Below are 16,441 nucleotides of genomic sequence, written 5' to 3'. Positions count from 1 at the left end.
AGTGATGGTGACATCGGCGTGAGGGAAGGGGCCTCGTCAGAACAGGGTGGTCAGGAGCACGCCCCCCACGATGGCGATGCCGGACAGGATCTGCCGCGCGCCGATCGCCTCGCGGAACAGCCGGTGCCCGGCCAAGGCGGCGATCGGGGCTTCGATGATGCCCAGCGCGCGCACCGGCGCGGCGGGCGACAGGGCGAGCGCGACGAACCATCCCGCCGACGCACAGGCGCCGCACAGTCCCGCCCCCAGCGAGGGCCGCCAGCGGCGCAGGACCTCCGCCAGCGTGGCCGGATCCCGCCAGGCCAGGATGGCCCCCAGCGCCACGGTCTGCATTGCCTGCACCACCGCGACGCAGACGAGCGCCGCGAAGACGGGATGCGCTGGTTCGAGCGCGAGGGCGGCATGGCGGAAGGCATTGAGCGAAAAGCCGAAGAAAAGCCCGGAGGCCAGTCCCATCGCCGCACCGATCAGCGAGGCACGACGCTGCTCGGGCGCGGGCCAGGACAGGGCGACCAGGCCGATCGTGGTGACGACGACACCGATCCAGGCGACCGGGCTGATCCGGTCGTGATAGACGATCAGCCCCAGCAGCGCCGCCAACGGCAGCGAACTTTGCTGAAGCGCGGTGCCGACCGCGAAGCCCGATCGCCGCATGGCGTCCAGCAGGGCGGCGGTCGCCAGCACCTGGGCCGCCGCACCGACCACGGCCGACAGCCAGAAACCACCGCCCCAGTGCAGGTTCGCACTCGGCACGAATTGATGCGCGACGGTCACGAAGACGATCGAGAAGGGCAGGCCGAACAGGAACCGGACCAGCGTGGCACCCCAGGGCCCCGAGGAGGACATGACCCCGCGTTGCAGGGCATTGCGACCGACTTGAAAGGTCGCGGCCGCAACGGTGGCGGGTATCCAGAGCATGTTGGTCATGCCGGGCTCATAGAATGATTTTCGACTGGGTTGAAACGCCCTTGGCCAGGGAGGGAACCGGAACGTCAGGCCGACGTTGCCGCCCCATGGTCATATTGGGATGCCTGGCCCTCATCATTCTGCCGCTGATCGGGTTCGTGATCGGCAGCTATCTGGACGGGGTGCAGGTCGGGATATGGGCCGCGCTTGGCGGTTTCGGGCTGGCGGTGCTCGCCTGTGCGATCTCGGTCACCGCCTTGGTGAAAGCGCGACCGCCGCACTGACCCGGAACGGCAAAAGGGCGACCCGTTGCCGGATCGCCCTTTCGTATAAGGCCAAATGCCATGCCGTCGGACATGAACGGCGTTGCCGTTCCTGCCGCCCGCCGTGGCACGTCCGTGGATTGCGGTTGCAATCCACGGCGGCCCGCATCTTAGCGCTTCGAGAACTGGAAGCTGCGACGCGCCTTGGCGCGGCCATACTTCTTACGCTCGACGGCGCGGCTGTCGCGGGTCAGGAAGCCAGCGGCCTTGACCGGCGCGCGCAGGATCGGCTCGTACTTGGTCAGCGCCTGGCTGATGCCATGCTTGACCGCACCGGCCTGGCCCGACAGACCGCCGCCCTTGACGGTGCAGATCACGTCATACTGACCTTCGCGCTCGGTGATGCCGAACACCTGGTTGATGACGAGACGCAGCGTCGGACGCGCGAAATAGACTTCCTGGTCACGACCGTTGATCGTGATCTTGCCCGAACCCGGCTTCAGCCAGACGCGAGCGACGGCGTCCTTACGACGGCCGGTCGCATAGGCGCGGCCGAACTTGTCCAGTTCCTGCTGGCGCAGCGGGGTGGTGCTGACGCGCTCGACGGGAGCGGCAGGCGCTTCACCGGCGACGGGGGCCTGCGCCGGAGCGGCAGCGGCCTGGTTCAGCGTGGCGCCGAGATCGGCGAGCGACTGGCGGTTATCGGACATTATGCGCCCACCTTGTTCTTGCGGTTCATCGACGCGATGTCGAGGACTTCGGGGTTCTGAGCGGCGTGCGGATGCTCGGTGCCGGCGAAGATGCGCAGGTTGCGCATCTGCTGACGGCCCAGCGGACCGCGCGGGATCATACGCTCGACGGCCTTTTCCAGGACGCGCTCGGGGAAGCGGCCTTCCAGGACCTTGGCGGCGGTGATGCCCTTGATACCACCGGCATAACCGGTGTGCTTGTAATACACCTTCTGGCCCAGCTTGTTGCCGGTGAAGCGCACCTTGTCCGCGTTGATGACGATGACATTGTCACCGCAATCGACGTGCGGGGTGAAGGACGGCTTGTGCTTGCCGCGCAGGATGTTCGCGATGATGGTGGCGGCGCGGCCGACAACCAGGCCGTCGGCGTCGACGATATGCCACTTCTTCTCCACCTCGTGCGGCTTGGCCGCCTTGGTGGTCTTCATGAGCGCCTTCATGGGCGTGAGACCTTTCGGTTTGAAATGCAACACGCCGCCCTTTTGACCGGGCGGCGCGAACGAGGGTCCAATGCTGGAGGCCCCCCGAAATGTCAAGCAAAGTGGGGCTTTGCTGACGGGTATTATAATACCTTATGGTTTTAGGCGGCGCTGCCCAGCCGGTGCGCGACGGCGGTCGCGGCGATCAGCAGGAGCGCGGCATTGGCCTGGTGCGAGACGGCGATGTCGATCTGGACACCCGACAACAGGGTTGCGATGCCCAGGCCGATCTGGACCGCAACCAGCACGATCACCAGCCATCCGGCGCGCAAGGTCCTGCCCTTGATGGCGCGGGCGGCGGCCCAGACCAGCATCCCCGCCGCGGCGAAGGCGAACCAGCGATGGATGAACTGCACCACCACCGGATTGTCGAAGACATTGGCGATGGCGGGCGACATCATCGGCACGCCCGCCGGAAACCAGGCGTCGCCCATCAGCGGCCAGCTGGAAAAGGCATAGCCCGCATCGAGCCCGGCGGTCAGCGCGCCGAACATCAACTGGACGAACAGCGTCAGCACCGCGCCCGCACCCAGCCAGGTCAGCCGGGCAGGGGCGGCCAGGCGGTTGCGATGCAGCGCCATCAGGTCGAGCCCGGTCCACACGATCCCCGCCAGGATGAACAGTGCGGTCAGGAGGTGTACGGTCAGGCGGATATGGCTGACGTCCGTCCGGGCGACCAGGCCGGAGGCGACCATCCACCAGCCGATCGCGCCCTGCATCCCACCCAGCGCCAGCAGCGCGAGCAGGCGGGGCTTGTACCCGACCGGAATCGCCTTGCGCGCCCAGAACCAGATCAGCGGCAGGGCGAAGGCCATGCCGATCACCCGGCCCAGCACCCGGTGGAGATATTCCCAAAAGAAGATCGCCTTGAACCCGGCGAGCGTCATGTCGCGGTTGAAGGTCCAATATTCGGGGATGCGCTTGTAATTGGCGAACTCGGCCTGCCACTGCGCTTCGTTGAGTGGGGGGATGATGCCGGTGATCGGCTTCCACTCGGTGATCGACAGGCCGCTATTGGTCAGGCGCGTGATTCCGCCCACCACGACCATGGCGACGATCAGCCCGGCGACCATGAACAGCCAGCGGGCGACACTGCGGGGGCGGGCGGTAATCATGAAGGCAGGGCTCGGTTGCAGCATGACGGAGACATAGGCCGTCGCACCCGCGCGCGATAGTGGACCGATTGCCCCGCCGACCCGACCTTCGGCCGGACCTTGCCGGGCGGTGCGCCACCGCCTAAATCCAGGTCATGGCGCATGTTCACACCCATCAGGAGCCCCAGGGGCCCGACCTCGCCGACGCGGCCAAGGCGACGCTGGAGCGCGCGGGCGAGCAATGGACCGCGATGCGCGCCAGTGTGTTCGATGCCCTGGCCGGGTTCGACAAGCCCGCCTCCGCCTATGACATCGCCGATGTGATGTCGAAGGCGCAGGGGCGGCGGGTCGCGGCGAACAGCGTCTATCGCATCCTCGACCTGTTCGTCGGCGCCAACCTGGCCCGGCGGGTGGAGAGCGCCAATGCCTATGTCGCCAATGCGCATCCGGATTGCCAGCACGACTGCATCTTCCTGGTCTGCGACCGGTGCGGCCAGACCACGCATATCGACGACGACCGCCTGACCGGCGCGGTCCGGGATGCGGCAAGGGGGGCGGGCTTCAGTCCCGAACGCCCGGTGATCGAGGTTCGCGGCCGTTGCGCGGATTGCGCCAAGAACTGAGCGTTCCTCGGGCCTGATCCTTTGGCTGCCCAGTCTACCGCGCGGCCCGCTACACGTCATAGGTTGCGTTAGGGGATGGCGCCCTACGCGGCCGCCGTCCGGATAGCCGATCCGCAAGCGAAATTCCGACGCCACCGGGGCCGTGCGCCGAGCTGTGGCATTTCGGCGTCAGATCAAGACCGCCGAACATCCATATCATTTTCTGACATTGACAGATGCCAGGAAACAAGAAAGGTATCTGGTAACGTTACCAGATAAAAAACAAAAAGGGATGAGGATCATGGAGAGGACGGGAATGCACGCCCGGCGCGTGCGGGGTCATGTCTTGAACGCGGTCAGCCTAGCCGTTCTGGCGGCGGGTATGATGACGGCACCGGCCTGGGCACAGGCGGTCCCCGGATCGACGCCGCAGTCCGCTCCGGCGCCATCGCCGGGCGCGCCCGCCGAGCAGGTGGACGATCTCAACACGCGCGAGGTCATCGTCACCGGATCGCGCATCACGACCGGCGGCTTTACCGCGCCAACCCCGACCACGGTGATCGGCGAGGAGCAGATCGCCGCCAATGCGCAGCCCAACGTCTTCACCACGATCGCCCAGCTTCCGTCGCTCCAGGGCTCGACCGGCACCGCGACCAATACCTTCAGCACGTCGAGCGGGCAGCAGGGGCTCAGCTCCTTCTCGCTGCGCGGCGTCGGCGCGATCCGCACCCTGACCCTGCTCGACGGGCAGCGCGTCGTCGGCGCGAACGTCACCGGGGTGCCCGACATCAGTCTGTTCCCGCAGCTGCTCATCAAGCGGGTGGATGTGGTGAATGGCGGTGCCTCGGCCTCCTACGGATCGGACGCGGTCGGCGGTGTCGTCAACTTCATCACCGATACCCGGTTCAAGGGGATCAAGGGCAATGTCCAGAGCGGCGTCACCACCTATGGCGACGATCAGCAGGTGCTGGTCCAGCTGGCGGGCGGCACCAGCCTGGTGAACGACACGGTGCATGTCATCGCCAGCACCGAATATGCGCATGAAGACGGCGTCGGCGGCGGTGACTTCGGCATCGGGCTGGCGGGTGGGCGCGACTGGTTCCGCCAGTCGACCCTCATCAACCGCAACGTCCTGAACGACGGGTCGCCGCAATATCTGTTCCGCGACTATGCCCAGTCCTACAACTACACCAAATACGGCCTCATCACCGCCGGGCCGCTTCAGGGGATCGCCTTCGATCAGTCGGGCAATCCATTCCAGTTCCAATATGGCTCGAACGGCGTGCCCGCGCGCGATGCGGCGGGCAATGTCCGCGGCTGTCTGCCCGGCTTCTGCCAGGGCGGCGACCTGTCGGGCAATGTCGATGCGGGCCGGTCGCTGCAATCCAGGATCCAGCGGGTCAACAACTATGGCCGGATCGGCTATGACTTCGCGCCCAATGGCGAAATCTATGGGACGATCAATATCGGCCAGGTGAAGACCAACAACCAGCCGGTCGGCGGGCAGAACCGCCCGAACCTGACCATCCAGTGCGCCAATCCTTACGTTCCCGCGCTGGTCAAGGCGCAGTGCGCGACGGCAGGCATCACCAATTTCCAATATGGCACCAGCAACGCCGCGCTGGGCAACAGCCAAGTCTATACCGATCGCCGCCAGTTCCGCTTCGTCGCGGGCGCCAAGGGGCGTGAAAGCGTCGCAGGGTCGGACTGGTCCTACGACATGTATTACGAACACGGCACCAACTATACGGATGTCGATGTCAGCAACATCATGCTGTCGCGCCGGTTCAACCAGGCGATCAACGCGACCACGCTGAACGGCGCGATCGTGTGCGCCGATGCCACCGCCCGCGCCAATGGATGCCAGCCGCTCAACATCTTCGGCGGCAATCCCTCGGCGGAGGCGCTGCGCTATATCATGCCGCAATATGGGCCGTACCAGCGGACCCGCCAGACGCAGGATGTGATCAGCCTGAACTTCTCGGGCTCGCCCTTCTCGTCCTGGGCCGGGCCGGTGTCGATCGCCTTTGGCGGCGAGTTCCGCCACGAATTCTACCGCGTCCGGGCCGATCCCTATGGCGCGGGCTTCGCCAACAGCCCGGCCAACGCGCAATATCCCGCCGATCCGGCCCTGCTGGCGGATGGCAACAACTGGTATGCCGGCAATTACAAGAACGGCTCGGGCGCCTATAGCGTCAAGGAAGCCTTTATCGAGGCCGACCTGCCCGTCATCAATTCCGATGCCGGTGGCCGCGCGAACATCAACGGCGCGGTGCGCGTGACCGATTACAGCACCTCCGGCACCGTCTGGGCGTGGAAGATCGGTGGCACCTGGGACCTGCCGGTCGACGGCCTGCGCATTCGCGGCGTGACCTCGCGCGATGTTCGTGCGCCGAACCTGTCGGAACTGTTCGCGGCGCCCGTGACCACGACGCTGCCGGGCTTTTTCGATCCGTTCCGCAACGTCACCGTGCTGGCGCTGCAGAACACCATCGGCAACGTCAATCTGACGCCGGAAATCGCGCGCAACACCACGCTGGGCATCGCCTTTTCCAATTCGCAGGCGATCCCGGGCCTGAGCCTGTCGGTCGACTATTACAAGATCAAGATCACCGACGTGATCTCCAGCCTGGGCGCGCAGGACATCGTCAACCTGTGCTATCTCAACATCGCGCCGGAGACGTGCGGGGTGTTCAATCTGAACAACCCGAACGGGCCGAACTACATCAATGTCCAGTCGTTCAACCTCGCCTCGATCCTGACCGACGGTTTCGACATCGAGGCGAGCTATCGCTGGCGCAATCCGCTGGGCCTGCCCGGCAGCCTGACGCTGCGCGCGCTGGCGACCAATATCCGGCGCTTCATCACCGACACCGGCCTGCCGAACACGATCCCGAACGACACGGCGGGCGTGAATATCGGTGCGACGCCCAAGTGGAAGTGGCTGGCGGTGCAGACCTATGCCACCGACGACTGGTCGCTGCTGCTCCAGGAGCGTTGGTTCAGCGACGGCAAGCTGGGCAATCAATATATCCAGTGCACCACGGGCTGCCCTGCCTCGACCGCGAACCGGCCGACGATCGACAATAATTTCATCCCCGGCGCCTTCTATTTGGACATCGGCGGCACCTATAACGTGACCAAGGCGGTCACCGCCTATTTCAAGGTCGACAATGTGTTCAATCGCGACCCGGCGCCGTCGCCCTATTTCGTCAATCCGGCGCTCTACGACGTCCTCGGGCGGGTGTTCCGCGCGGGCGTGCGGTTCAACTTCTGAGAGAGACGAAGACCATGACGATGTCGCGGATGATCGCATCCCTCCTGTTGCTGGCGTCCTCGGGGATGTCGCTCGCGGCCGATCGGCCGGGTTCCAACCCGATCATCCGCGATCGGTTCACCGCCGACCCCGCGCCGCTGGTCGTGGGCGACCGGCTGTACCTCTATGTCGGGCATGACGAGGCGCAGCGGGACGAGATGTTCAACATGAAGGAGTGGCTTGTCTATTCGACCACCGACATGCGCCACTGGACGCCGCATGGGCCGATCATGAACGTGCGCGACTTCAAATGGGCGAAGAAGGACGCCTGGGCCAGCCAGGCGATCTACAAGAACGGTAAATACTGGTTCTATGCCGCGGTCGAGCATGACGACACCCATCCCGGCAAGGCGATCGCGGTCGCCGTCTCGGACAAGCCGACCGGCCCGTTCGTCGATGCCAAGGGCTCCGCGCTCATCACCAACCAGATGACGCCCAAGGGCACGCATAGCTGGGAGGATATCGATCCGACCGTGATGACCGACGATGACGGCACGACCTGGATCGCCTGGGGCAACCGGCAATGCTATATCGCGAAGCTGAAGCCCAACATGATCGAGATCGACGGCCCGATCACCGAGATCACGCCCCCGCATTTCGAGGAGGGGCCTTGGCTGCACAAGCGGGGCAAGCTCTATTACCTGACCTATGCCTCGCTCGACCGCTCGACGCAGCGGGACGAGCATGTCTCCTATGCCACCGCGCCGTCGCCCAAGGGGCCCTGGACCTATCGTGGGTTGCTGACCGGTTCGGGCAAGTACAGCTTCACCATCCATCCGGGCATCGCCGACTTCAAGGGCAAGTCGTATCTGTTCCTGCATAACGCCACGCTGGCGATCGGCGACCAGAGCGGTTCGATCGGACGGCGGGCGGTGACGGTGGAGCGGCTATACTATAATCCCGACGGGACGATGAAGCCGGTCGTGCAGACCAAAGCCGGTGTGACGGCACCGGCGCGGTAGAGGTGGACATCTTACCATCCGTCCACCCCGGCGAAGGCCGGGGCCCAGCTGCTGTGCGTCTGGAAAGGGAGCCTGGACAATTGGTCAGTGCTTCAATTGCCTCGTTGCAACTGGACCCCGGCCTTCGCCGGGGTGGGGAAAGTTACTCAGCGGCGCGGCGGCGCGGTGGAGTCGCGTTCGATCAACCGATGGTCGAGCACGGTGACGCGTGGCTGGCCATCACCCTTTGGCGCACCACCACGGATCTCCTGGATCAGCATCTGAAGCGCGGTCGTCGCCAGTTCGCGGACGGGCTGATGAATGGTGGTCAGCGGCGGCCACAGCGTCGTCGCCGCCGTGCTGTCGTCGAAGCCGACCACGGTCAGGTCGGCCGGTACGTCCAGATGGCGCCGATGCGCGACCGAGACGATCGCGGCGGCCATATCGTCGTTGCTCGCGAAGATCGCGGTCGGTGGGCGCTCGCCGTCCAGCAGCGTCTCGCCCGCCGTCAGGCCCGAGGCATAGCTGAAGTCGCCGGGCACGATCCGGATGTCCAGGCCATCCTCTTCCGCGACCGCCCGGCGAAAGCCCGCCAGGCGCGCGATGCTGGCCGACTGGTCGGGATTGCCATGGACGAAGCCGATGCGTCGATGGCCCAGGCCGATCAGATGACGGGTCATGTCATAGGCCGCGCGATCATTGTCGATCCAGACGCACAGGGCGTCGGGCGCGGTGCCGCCGATCACCGCCATGGGCAGCCCGGCCCCGCGCGCGATCTCGCGGACGAAGGCAGATTCGCCCAGTGGCGGCGCCAGGATCAGGCCGGCGATACGCTGGTCGATCAGACCCTGGATCGCCTCGCGCGTCGGCGGGCGCCCCTGTTCGCCCTTCAGCAGGAAGAGTTGGGCCGCGCGGGTCGAGGCTTCCTCGAACACGCCCACCAGCAACTCGCTCATGAAGGCGGCGCTGGGATTGGAATAGATGACGCCGATGCGGATCTCGCTCGACGTGACCAGGCTGCGGGCCATCAGGTTGGGCGTGTAGTTCAGCCTTTTTATGACCTCGCGGACATGGCCGCGCACCTCGTCGCGCACGCCCGGATCGCCGTTGATCACGCGCGACACGGTCATGGGCGAAACCCCGGCCTCCTTGGCCACGTCGATGATGGTCACGCCGCGTGGGCGCCGTCGAGTGTTTGTCAAGGCTATCCTGTCCCGTCACCGGCGCATCCTCTATGCCGGTGCTCGGGCATCGCCGTGCCCCGTCACGGGGCGAAAGGTCAACGACGAATGCCGACCCCATGGAAGGACCGGGCGTGAAGGGCTTCCCCTATATTCGATGGACGATCATCGCCCTGTTCGTCGTCGCCATGGTCATCAACTATCTGACGCGCAGCATATTGGGCGTCGCCGCGCCCGCGATCATGACCGAACAGCATATCAGTTCGGAACAATATAGTTGGATCACCGGCGCCTTTCAGTTCGGGATCATGTTCCAGCCGGTGGCGGGCTATCTGCTCGACCTGATCGGGTTGAAGATCGGCTTTTCGCTGTTCGTTGCGGTCTGGTCGCTGATCACGCTCGGCCATGGATTCGCGAGCGGCTGGCTGGGCTTTGCAGGCCTGCGCGGTGCGTTGGGGCTGGTCGAGGGATCGGCCCAGCCTGCGGGCATGAAAGTCGTCGCCGAGTGGTTCCCCGCGCGCGAACGCGGCGTGGCGGGCGGTGTGTACCAGATCGGCGCGTCCCTCGGCGCGGTGTTCGCCCCGCCTCTGGTCGCCTGGGCGGTGTTCTACCATAGCTGGCGTGCGGCCTTTTTCGTCGCGGGCGGGCTTGGGCTGCTCTGGGTCCTGGCCTGGCTGTTCTGGTACGCCCCGCCAGCGCGGCACCGGGCGCTGTCGGGTCGCGAGCGCACGCTGATCGTCGAGGGGCAGGAGGCCGCGCTTGCCCGGCATCGCCGCCGCCCGCCGCTCGGTGAGTTGCTGCGGCGGCGCAACCTCTGGGCGATCGCGGCGGCGCGCTTCCTGGCCGATCCGGTATGGGGGATGCTGTCGCTGTGGATGCCGCTCTATCTGGTCAAGGCGCGGCATTTCGACCTGACCCAGATCGCGCTGTTCGCCTGGCTGCCTTTCCTTGCCGCCGACCTGGGCTGCCTGTTCGGGCCAGCCGTCGTCGCCTTTCTGCAGCGGCGCGGGATCAACCTGATCGACGCGCGGCGCGGGGCTTTCACGCTCGGCGCGGTATTGATGACCGGCATGATGTTCGTCGGCAGCGTCGACAGTCCGGTCGCCGCCGTCGCGCTGCTATGCCTGGGCGGGTTCGCGCATCAGACGCTGTCGGTGACGGTCATCACCTTATGCTCCGACCTGTTCCCGCAGGATCAGGTCGCGACCGCGACCGGCGTGTCGGGGACGGCGGCCAATCTGGGCGTATTGCTCTTCACGCTCACCCTTGGTTCGCTCGTCGACCAGGTTGGTTATCAGCCCTTTTTCATCCTGCTCGGCCTGCTCGATCTGGCCGGCGCGGCTCTCCTCTGGACCCTGGTGCGCAAACCCGCATGACCCCGACCAATCCCATATTGCGTGGCTTCAATCCCGACCCGTCGATCGTCCGGGTGGGCGAGGACTATTATATCGCGACCTCGACCTTCGAATGGTATCCGGGCGTCCAGATCCATCATAGCCGCGACTTGGTGAACTGGACGCTGGTCGCCCGGCCGCTGAACCGCGCCAGCCAGCTCGACATGTGCGGTAATCCCGATGGCTGCGGCGTCTGGGCGCCGGACCTGAGCTACAAGAATGGACGCTTCCACCTGATCTTCACCGATGTGAAGCGCTATGGCCGCACCACGGTCGACGGCGCCAAGGGCGCGTCGCTGCGGGACTTCCACAATTACTGGGTCTCGTGCGACCGGATCGACGGCGCGTGGAGCGATGCGGTCCATCTGAACAGCAGCGGCTTCGATCCCGCGCTGTTCCATGACGAGGACGGGCGCAGCTGGCTGCTCAACATGCTGTGGGATCATCGGCCCGACCGCAAGCGCTTTGCCGGGATCGTCATCCAGGAGATCGACCTGACCACTGGCCGCCTGCTGGGCGAGCGCAGGCGGATCTTCGAGGGCACATCGCTGGGCTTTACCGAGGGGCCGCATCTCTACAAGCGGGACGGCTGGTATCACCTGCTGGTCGCGGAGGGGGGGACCGAGCGTGGCCATGCCGTGGTGATGGCGCGCTCGCGCGATGTGTTCGGTCCCTATGAGGTCCATCCCGACGGCCCGGTCCTGACCGCCCGCGACACGCCCGACGCGCCGCTGCAACGGACCGGACATGGCGACCTGGTCGAGACGCCGGAGGGGGAGACCTGGATGGCCTATCTCTGCGGTCGTCCCTTGCCCGGCAGCGACCGCTGCGTGCTGGGCCGCGAGACGGCGATCCAGCGCATGGTGTGGGGCGCGGACGGCTGGCTCCGTCGTGCCGAGCCGACGCCGGTTGGCCCTCCACCCGCGCCCGTCAATGCGCTCGACCGGTTCGACGGGCCGGACCTGCCGCCCGCCTTTCAGTGGCTGCGTACGCCCCGGCCCAAGCGCCTGTTCAGCCTGACCGAGCGGCCGGGCCATCTCCGCCTGTTCGGACGCGAGACGATCGGCAGCCATTTCGAGCAGGCGCTGGTCGCGCGTCGTCAGACGGGCTTTGCCTATGACGCCCGCACGCAGGTCGATTTCGAGCCCGCCCATTTCCAGCAGGCGGCAGGGCTCGTCTGTTATTATAACAGCACCAAATATCATTTCCTGCACATCACCGCCGGGGATGCGGGCGAGCGCCTGATCCAGGTCCTCTCCGTCCTGCCGATCGGCGAGGGGCAGAGCCTGATCGCCGCGACGATGGCGCTGCCCGCCGGGCCGGTCGAACTGCGCGCCTCGGTCGATCACGCGGCGTTGCGTTTCGCCTGGCGCGCGGAGGGGGACGCTGATTGGACATGGCTGCCCGAGCGCTTCGATGCAAGTATCCTCTCGGACGAGGCGACGCTGGCCGGATTGCCCAATTTCACCGGGACTTTTGTTGGTATGGCGTGTCAGGATATGAGCGGCACCGGCCACCCGGCCGACTTCCGCTTCTTCCATTACTCCGAATAGCGCGCCTCACACAGGTCTGGTCACGATGATTGGCCAGACCAATATGGACAGCCCGTTTTAACCGCGTTAAGCTCCCACCGATACCGGCGACGATGATCGCCTGACGGGTGAGGGGAGTGACGGGCTTTGCGGATACGCAATCTGCGTTGGTGGATCGTGGCACTGATCTGTGCGGGGACGATCGCCAATTATCTGGCGCGCAACTCGTTGGGCGTGCTGGCGCCGGAACTGAAGACCGCGCTTCACATGTCGACGCAGCAATACAGCTATGTCGTCGGCGCCTTCCAGCTCGCCTATACCATCATGCAGCCGGTGGCGGGCGCGTTCATCGACCGGTTCGGCCTGCGCGCGGGGTTCGCGCTGTTCGGTCTGGCCTGGTCGGCGGCGAACATGCTCCATGCGCTGGCCATCGGCTGGCTGAGCCTGGCCTTTTTCCGCGGCGTGCTGGGCCTGTTCGAGTCGGCGGCGATCCCGTCGGGCATCAAGGCGGTGGCGGAGTGGTTCCCGGCGCGTGAGCGTTCGGTCGCGGTCGGCTGGTTCAACGCGGGGACCTCGCTGGGCGCCTTGATCGCGCCGCCGGTGGTGGTGGCGGTCGCGCTCTGGGCCGATTGGCGCACCGCCTTCCTCGTGACAGGCGGCGTCGGCATCTTCTGGGCCGCCGCCTGGTACATCTTCTATCGCTCGCCCGACGATCACCCCGCGATCACGCCCGAGGAAAAGGCGATGATCGCGGTCGAAAAGCCGAAAGGCCCGGTCAAGCGCGCCAAGGCCAAGGACATCCTGCGCACGTCCCGCTTCTGGGTCATCGCGGTGCCGCGTTTCCTGGCCGAGCCCGCCTGGCAGACCTTCAGCTTCTGGATCCCCCTCTACCTCGCCAGCGAGCGCGGCATGGACCTGAAGCAGATCGCGCTCTTCGCCTGGCTGCCCTTCCTGGCGGCCGATGTCGGCGGCATCCTGGGCGGCTATCTGTCGCCCTGGCTGATGAAGCGGGGCGTGTCGCTCATCCCCTCGCGCGTGGCTGGCGTGGCGCTGGGCGCGGTGCTGATGATCGCGCCGGGGTGCATCGGGCTGGCAGCCAGTCCGTACGTGGGGATCGCGCTGTTCTGCATTGGCGGCTTCGCGCACCAGATGATCTCGGGACTGATCAACACCCTGTCGTCGGACGTGTTCGCGCCGGCCGAGGTCGGCACCGCCAACGGCTTTATCGGCCAGGCGGGATGGATCGGCGGCCTGCTCTTTTCGCTGCTGATCGGCCAGCTGGCCGACACGGTCGGTTACGCGCCGCTGTTCGCCGTCCTGGCGGTGTTCGACCTGGTCGGTGCGGCGGTGCTGGTCCTGTTCATCCGCAAGCTGACCCCCTTCACCATAACCCCCCATTCCGAGGAGCCCGGCCGATGAGGCGCGCCACCCTGTCCCAGCCGCCGCGTTTCAGCCTGACCGAGCGTGTGCGCGGGCGCGTCACCCTGACCGCCGATACCGGCGCGGTCGCGCATCTGTTCGTGCCGGAGGAAGACGTCATGCGCCTGCTGCTGTTGGCCGAGGGGCGCGTGACCAGCCCGCCCAGCTGGGCCATCGCACCGGGTGCGGAGGACATTGCCGAGCCCGGTCGCGACCGGATGGACGTGGCGGGTTTCGCCTGCCCGGACTTCGCCTGCGAGGAGACCGACGGTGTCCTGACCGTCGCCACCGATCGGCTGCGCGTGAGCGTCACGCTCGAAGGCCTGCATTGTCGCTGGGAGCAGCACGGGGAGCAGGGCTGGCACGTCATCACCCAGGATCGCCCGACCCAGGCCTATGATTTCGGCTGGTGGGACGGGCGTGCGCATCATTATGCCGCGCGGGTGTCCGGCGAGCGCTTCTATGGCCTGGGCGACCGGACCGGCGACACGAACCGGGCAGGACGGCGTTTCCGGCTGACCAATGTCGATCCGATGGGCTTCGATGCGGAAACGAGTGACCCGCTCTACAAGTCGATCCCCTATCTGCTGGTCGCGGATGCACAAGGCCGCTGCCACGGCGAATTTTACGACACGGTCGCCGATGTCACCTTCGACCTGGGGCAGGAGCTGGACAATTATCACGGCCTCTACCGCCATGTCGTGGCCGAGGCCGGAGACGTCGATCGCTGGATCATCGCAGGCCCCGATCCGCGGGCGGTGACGCGGCGCTTCACCTGGCTGACCGGGCGCCCCGCGCTGATGCCGCGCTGGACGCTGGGCTATTCGGGCTCGACCATGACCTATACCGATGCGCCCGATGCGGCGGCGCAGATGGCGGGGTTCCTGGCGCTGTGCGAGCGGCACGATCTGGGCTGCACGTCCTTCCACCTGTCGTCGGGCTATACCTCGATCGGGGACAAGCGGTACGTCTTCCACTGGAACCGCGACAAGTTTCCCGATCCCGCCGCCTTCGTGGCATCCTATGCCGAGGCGGGCGTGCGGCTGGTGCCCAATATCAAGCCCGCGCTGCTGCGCAGCCATCCGCGCTATGACGAGGTGGCGGAGGCCGGACTGTTCGTAGCGGATGAGGACGGCCAGCCGGTCGAGGCGCAGTTCTGGGACGAGGTCGGCAGCTATATCGACATGACCCGGCCCGAAGCGGCGGCCTGGTGGCGCGATCAGGTGACGTCGGCGCTGCTCGACCACGGCATCGAGGCGACGTGGAACGACAATAACGAATATGAGCTGTGGGACCGTCGCGCGATGGTCGATGGCTTTGGTCAGGCCCGCCCCGCCGCCGAGATGCGTCCGGTCCAGCCGATCCTGATGACCCGCGCGTCCCGCCAGGCCCAGATCGCCAAGCGGCCCGAAACGCGGCCCTATGTCGTCACCCGCGCGGGCATGGCGGGGCTGCACCGCTATGCCCAGACCTGGTCGGGCGACAATCGGACCGAGTGGAAGACGATCCGCTACAATGCGCGCCAGTCGATCGGGCTGGCGCTGTCGGGCGTATCGAACAGCGGGCATGACGTGGGCGGCTTCTCCGGCCCGGCGCCGTCGCCCGAATTGCTGGTCCGCTGGGTGCAGGCGGGCGTGCTGATGCCGCGCTTCAGCATCCACAGCTGGAACGACGACCGCACGGTCAACGAGCCCTGGATGTATCCGGAGGTGCTGCCCGCCATCCATCGGCTGATGGCGCTGCGCCAGACGTTGATCCCCTTCTTCTACGACCTGCTGCATTGCTATCATGGCGATTATGAGCCGATGGTGCGGCCCCTCTGGCTCGACTTCCCGCACGATCCCCAAGCCTGGGTCGAAGGCGACGAGCATATGCTGGGGCCCGACATGTTAGCGGCGCCGGTGATGGAGGAAGGCGCGCGGCACCGCATGGTCCGGTTGCCGGTCGGTTGCGACTGGGTCGATGTGTGGACCGGCGCGCGCTGGGCGGGTGGGGCGACCGTGCGGCTGGACGTGCCGCTGGACGCGCCGCCGCCGCTGATCGCACGGGCCGGCTCCGCAATGCTGGTCGATCTGGCCAAGGGCGGCTGGCGTCCCGAGCCCCTGAAGCGCGGCCTCTGGGTGTTCCCGCCCGCGATCGGCCTGGTCGCCTGGAGTGGGATGGACGATCAGGGCGATGGAGCGGGCCCCGCCGATCGGTGGCGTATCGCTGGTGAGGCCGATGCGGAACGGGTCGTACTGACTGTCGCTCGCGAGTCGGCAAGCGGATCGAACACCCTGTCTATCACCCTGCTCCTGCCGCCGGGCGATGAACGCACGCTCATCGTGAATGACGGCTCCGGCGAGGCGGTGATGCATGAGGGGAGGCGGGGCGTCACCCTGACTTTATAAGGCTTTTCGCCTGCACGGGGCGGGGCTGCTGATGCCGGAATGTCGCAGTCCCGCCCGTTTCACGCTTCCCATCATTACGGTCAAACAACCCCATTGCATTGGTAAGACCATTTGGTATGCTGAATTCCTGACGAAGCAAGACCGGCCAAGACCGGCTGCAAAGGAGGGGATTATG

Annotated in this window: 13 protein-coding genes; 8 read left to right on the top strand and 5 right to left on the bottom strand. The window is 66.2% G+C overall.

The genetic code is table 11. The features are described 5' to 3' along the window. Nucleotides 1–36: 36 nt before the first annotated feature. Nucleotides 37–927, bottom strand: a complete 891-nt coding sequence (locus tag QZ546_RS06120; protein ID WP_294235704.1) for a DMT family transporter — start codon at nt 925–927, stop codon at nt 37–39. 86 nt (nt 928–1,013) lie between these two features. Between QZ546_RS06120 and QZ546_RS06115 the strand changes: the two genes are divergently transcribed. After that, nucleotides 1,014–1,190, top strand: coding sequence for a hypothetical protein (locus tag QZ546_RS06115; protein WP_294235703.1), 177 nt, complete (start codon nt 1,014–1,016; stop codon nt 1,188–1,190). A 149-nt stretch (nt 1,191–1,339) separates the two neighbouring features. On the opposite strand, the gene rpsI is transcribed toward QZ546_RS06115, so the two are convergent. The 3 genes from rpsI to QZ546_RS06100 form a co-directional block, all read right to left on the bottom strand. Then, nucleotides 1,340–1,879 (bottom strand): 30S ribosomal protein S9, encoded by a 540-nt coding sequence (gene rpsI, locus QZ546_RS06110; protein WP_294235702.1) that lies wholly within the window; start codon nt 1,877–1,879, stop codon nt 1,340–1,342. Beyond that, entirely contained in the window at nt 1,879–2,358 is a 480-nt protein-coding gene (gene rplM / locus QZ546_RS06105) for a 50S ribosomal protein L13 (RefSeq protein WP_037568175.1), read from the bottom strand. Before rplM ends, rpsI begins: the two co-directional genes overlap by 1 nt. Nucleotides 2,359–2,498: 140 nt before the next feature. Then, a complete protein-coding gene (locus QZ546_RS06100; protein ID WP_294235701.1) occupies nt 2,499–3,512 on the bottom strand; it encodes a COX15/CtaA family protein in 1,014 nt (337 codons plus the stop codon). A 134-nt stretch (nt 3,513–3,646) separates the two neighbouring features. On the opposite strand from QZ546_RS06100, the gene QZ546_RS06095 reads away from it, so the two are divergent. From QZ546_RS06095 to QZ546_RS06085, 3 genes are all read left to right on the top strand, one after another. After that, nucleotides 3,647–4,114 (top strand): Fur family transcriptional regulator, encoded by a 468-nt coding sequence (locus tag QZ546_RS06095; RefSeq protein WP_294235700.1) that lies wholly within the window; start codon nt 3,647–3,649, stop codon nt 4,112–4,114. Nucleotides 4,115–4,409: 295 nt separating this feature from the next. Beyond that, complete coding sequence (locus tag QZ546_RS06090; protein WP_294235699.1) at nt 4,410–7,370, top strand: TonB-dependent siderophore receptor; 2,961 nt, start codon at nt 4,410–4,412, stop codon at nt 7,368–7,370. Nucleotides 7,371–7,399: 29 nt separating this feature from the next. Then, entirely contained in the window at nt 7,400–8,371 is a 972-nt protein-coding gene (locus QZ546_RS06085; RefSeq protein ID WP_294235698.1) for a glycoside hydrolase family 43 protein, read from the top strand. 146 nt (nt 8,372–8,517) lie between these two features. On the opposite strand, the gene QZ546_RS06080 is transcribed toward QZ546_RS06085, so the two are convergent. Beyond that, nucleotides 8,518–9,522, bottom strand: coding sequence for a LacI family DNA-binding transcriptional regulator (locus tag QZ546_RS06080; RefSeq protein WP_294235697.1), 1,005 nt, complete (start codon nt 9,520–9,522; stop codon nt 8,518–8,520). 143 nt (nt 9,523–9,665) lie between these two features. Here QZ546_RS06080 and QZ546_RS06075 point away from each other — a divergent pair, with 143 nt between their 5' ends. The 4 genes from QZ546_RS06075 (at nt 9,666) to QZ546_RS06060 (ending at nt 16,266) form a co-directional block, all read left to right on the top strand. After that, a complete protein-coding gene (locus QZ546_RS06075) occupies nt 9,666–10,907 on the top strand; it encodes an MFS transporter (RefSeq protein WP_294235696.1) in 1,242 nt (413 codons plus the stop codon). Beyond that, on the top strand, nt 10,904–12,478 hold the full coding sequence (locus QZ546_RS06070; RefSeq protein WP_294235695.1) for a glycoside hydrolase family 43 protein: 1,575 nt from the start codon (nt 10,904–10,906) through the stop codon (nt 12,476–12,478). Before QZ546_RS06075 ends, QZ546_RS06070 begins: the two co-directional genes overlap by 4 nt. Before the next feature lie 126 nt (nt 12,479–12,604). Further along, a complete protein-coding gene (locus QZ546_RS06065; RefSeq protein WP_294235694.1) occupies nt 12,605–13,876 on the top strand; it encodes an MFS transporter in 1,272 nt (423 codons plus the stop codon). Then, the gene (locus QZ546_RS06060; protein ID WP_294235693.1) at nt 13,873–16,266 is read left to right on the top strand and encodes a TIM-barrel domain-containing protein; all 2,394 of its coding nucleotides are present in this window, start codon (nt 13,873–13,875) and stop codon (nt 16,264–16,266) included. The genes QZ546_RS06065 and QZ546_RS06060 overlap by 4 nt, the downstream gene beginning before the upstream one ends. Nucleotides 16,267–16,441: the final 175 nt, after the last annotated feature.

Source organism: uncultured Sphingomonas sp. (assembly GCF_913062585.1).
GTDB lineage: Bacteria > Pseudomonadota > Alphaproteobacteria > Sphingomonadales > Sphingomonadaceae > Sphingomonas.
This window is presented reverse-complemented; position numbering and strand designations above follow the sequence as displayed.

What these genes read in the sequence shown, in the direction of transcription:
- QZ546_RS06120 (WP_294235704.1), bottom strand. Translation starts at nt 927, where the DNA reads ATGACCAACATGCTCTGGATACCCGCCACCGTTGCGGCCGCGACCTTT.
- QZ546_RS06115 (WP_294235703.1), top strand. Translation starts at nt 1,014, where the DNA reads ATGGTCATATTGGGATGCCTGGCCCTCATCATTCTGCCGCTGATCGGG.
- rpsI (WP_294235702.1), bottom strand. Translation starts at nt 1,879, where the DNA reads ATGTCCGATAACCGCCAGTCGCTCGCCGATCTCGGCGCCACGCTGAAC.
- rplM (WP_037568175.1), bottom strand. Translation starts at nt 2,358, where the DNA reads ATGAAGGCGCTCATGAAGACCACCAAGGCGGCCAAGCCGCACGAGGTG.
- QZ546_RS06100 (WP_294235701.1), bottom strand. Translation starts at nt 3,512, where the DNA reads ATGATTACCGCCCGCCCCCGCAGTGTCGCCCGCTGGCTGTTCATGGTC.
- QZ546_RS06095 (WP_294235700.1), top strand. Translation starts at nt 3,647, where the DNA reads ATGGCGCATGTTCACACCCATCAGGAGCCCCAGGGGCCCGACCTCGCC.
- QZ546_RS06090 (WP_294235699.1), top strand. Translation starts at nt 4,410, where the DNA reads ATGCACGCCCGGCGCGTGCGGGGTCATGTCTTGAACGCGGTCAGCCTA.
- QZ546_RS06085 (WP_294235698.1), top strand. Translation starts at nt 7,400, where the DNA reads ATGATCGCATCCCTCCTGTTGCTGGCGTCCTCGGGGATGTCGCTCGCG.
- QZ546_RS06070 (WP_294235695.1), top strand. Translation starts at nt 10,904, where the DNA reads ATGACCCCGACCAATCCCATATTGCGTGGCTTCAATCCCGACCCGTCG.
- QZ546_RS06060 (WP_294235693.1), top strand. Translation starts at nt 13,873, where the DNA reads ATGAGGCGCGCCACCCTGTCCCAGCCGCCGCGTTTCAGCCTGACCGAG.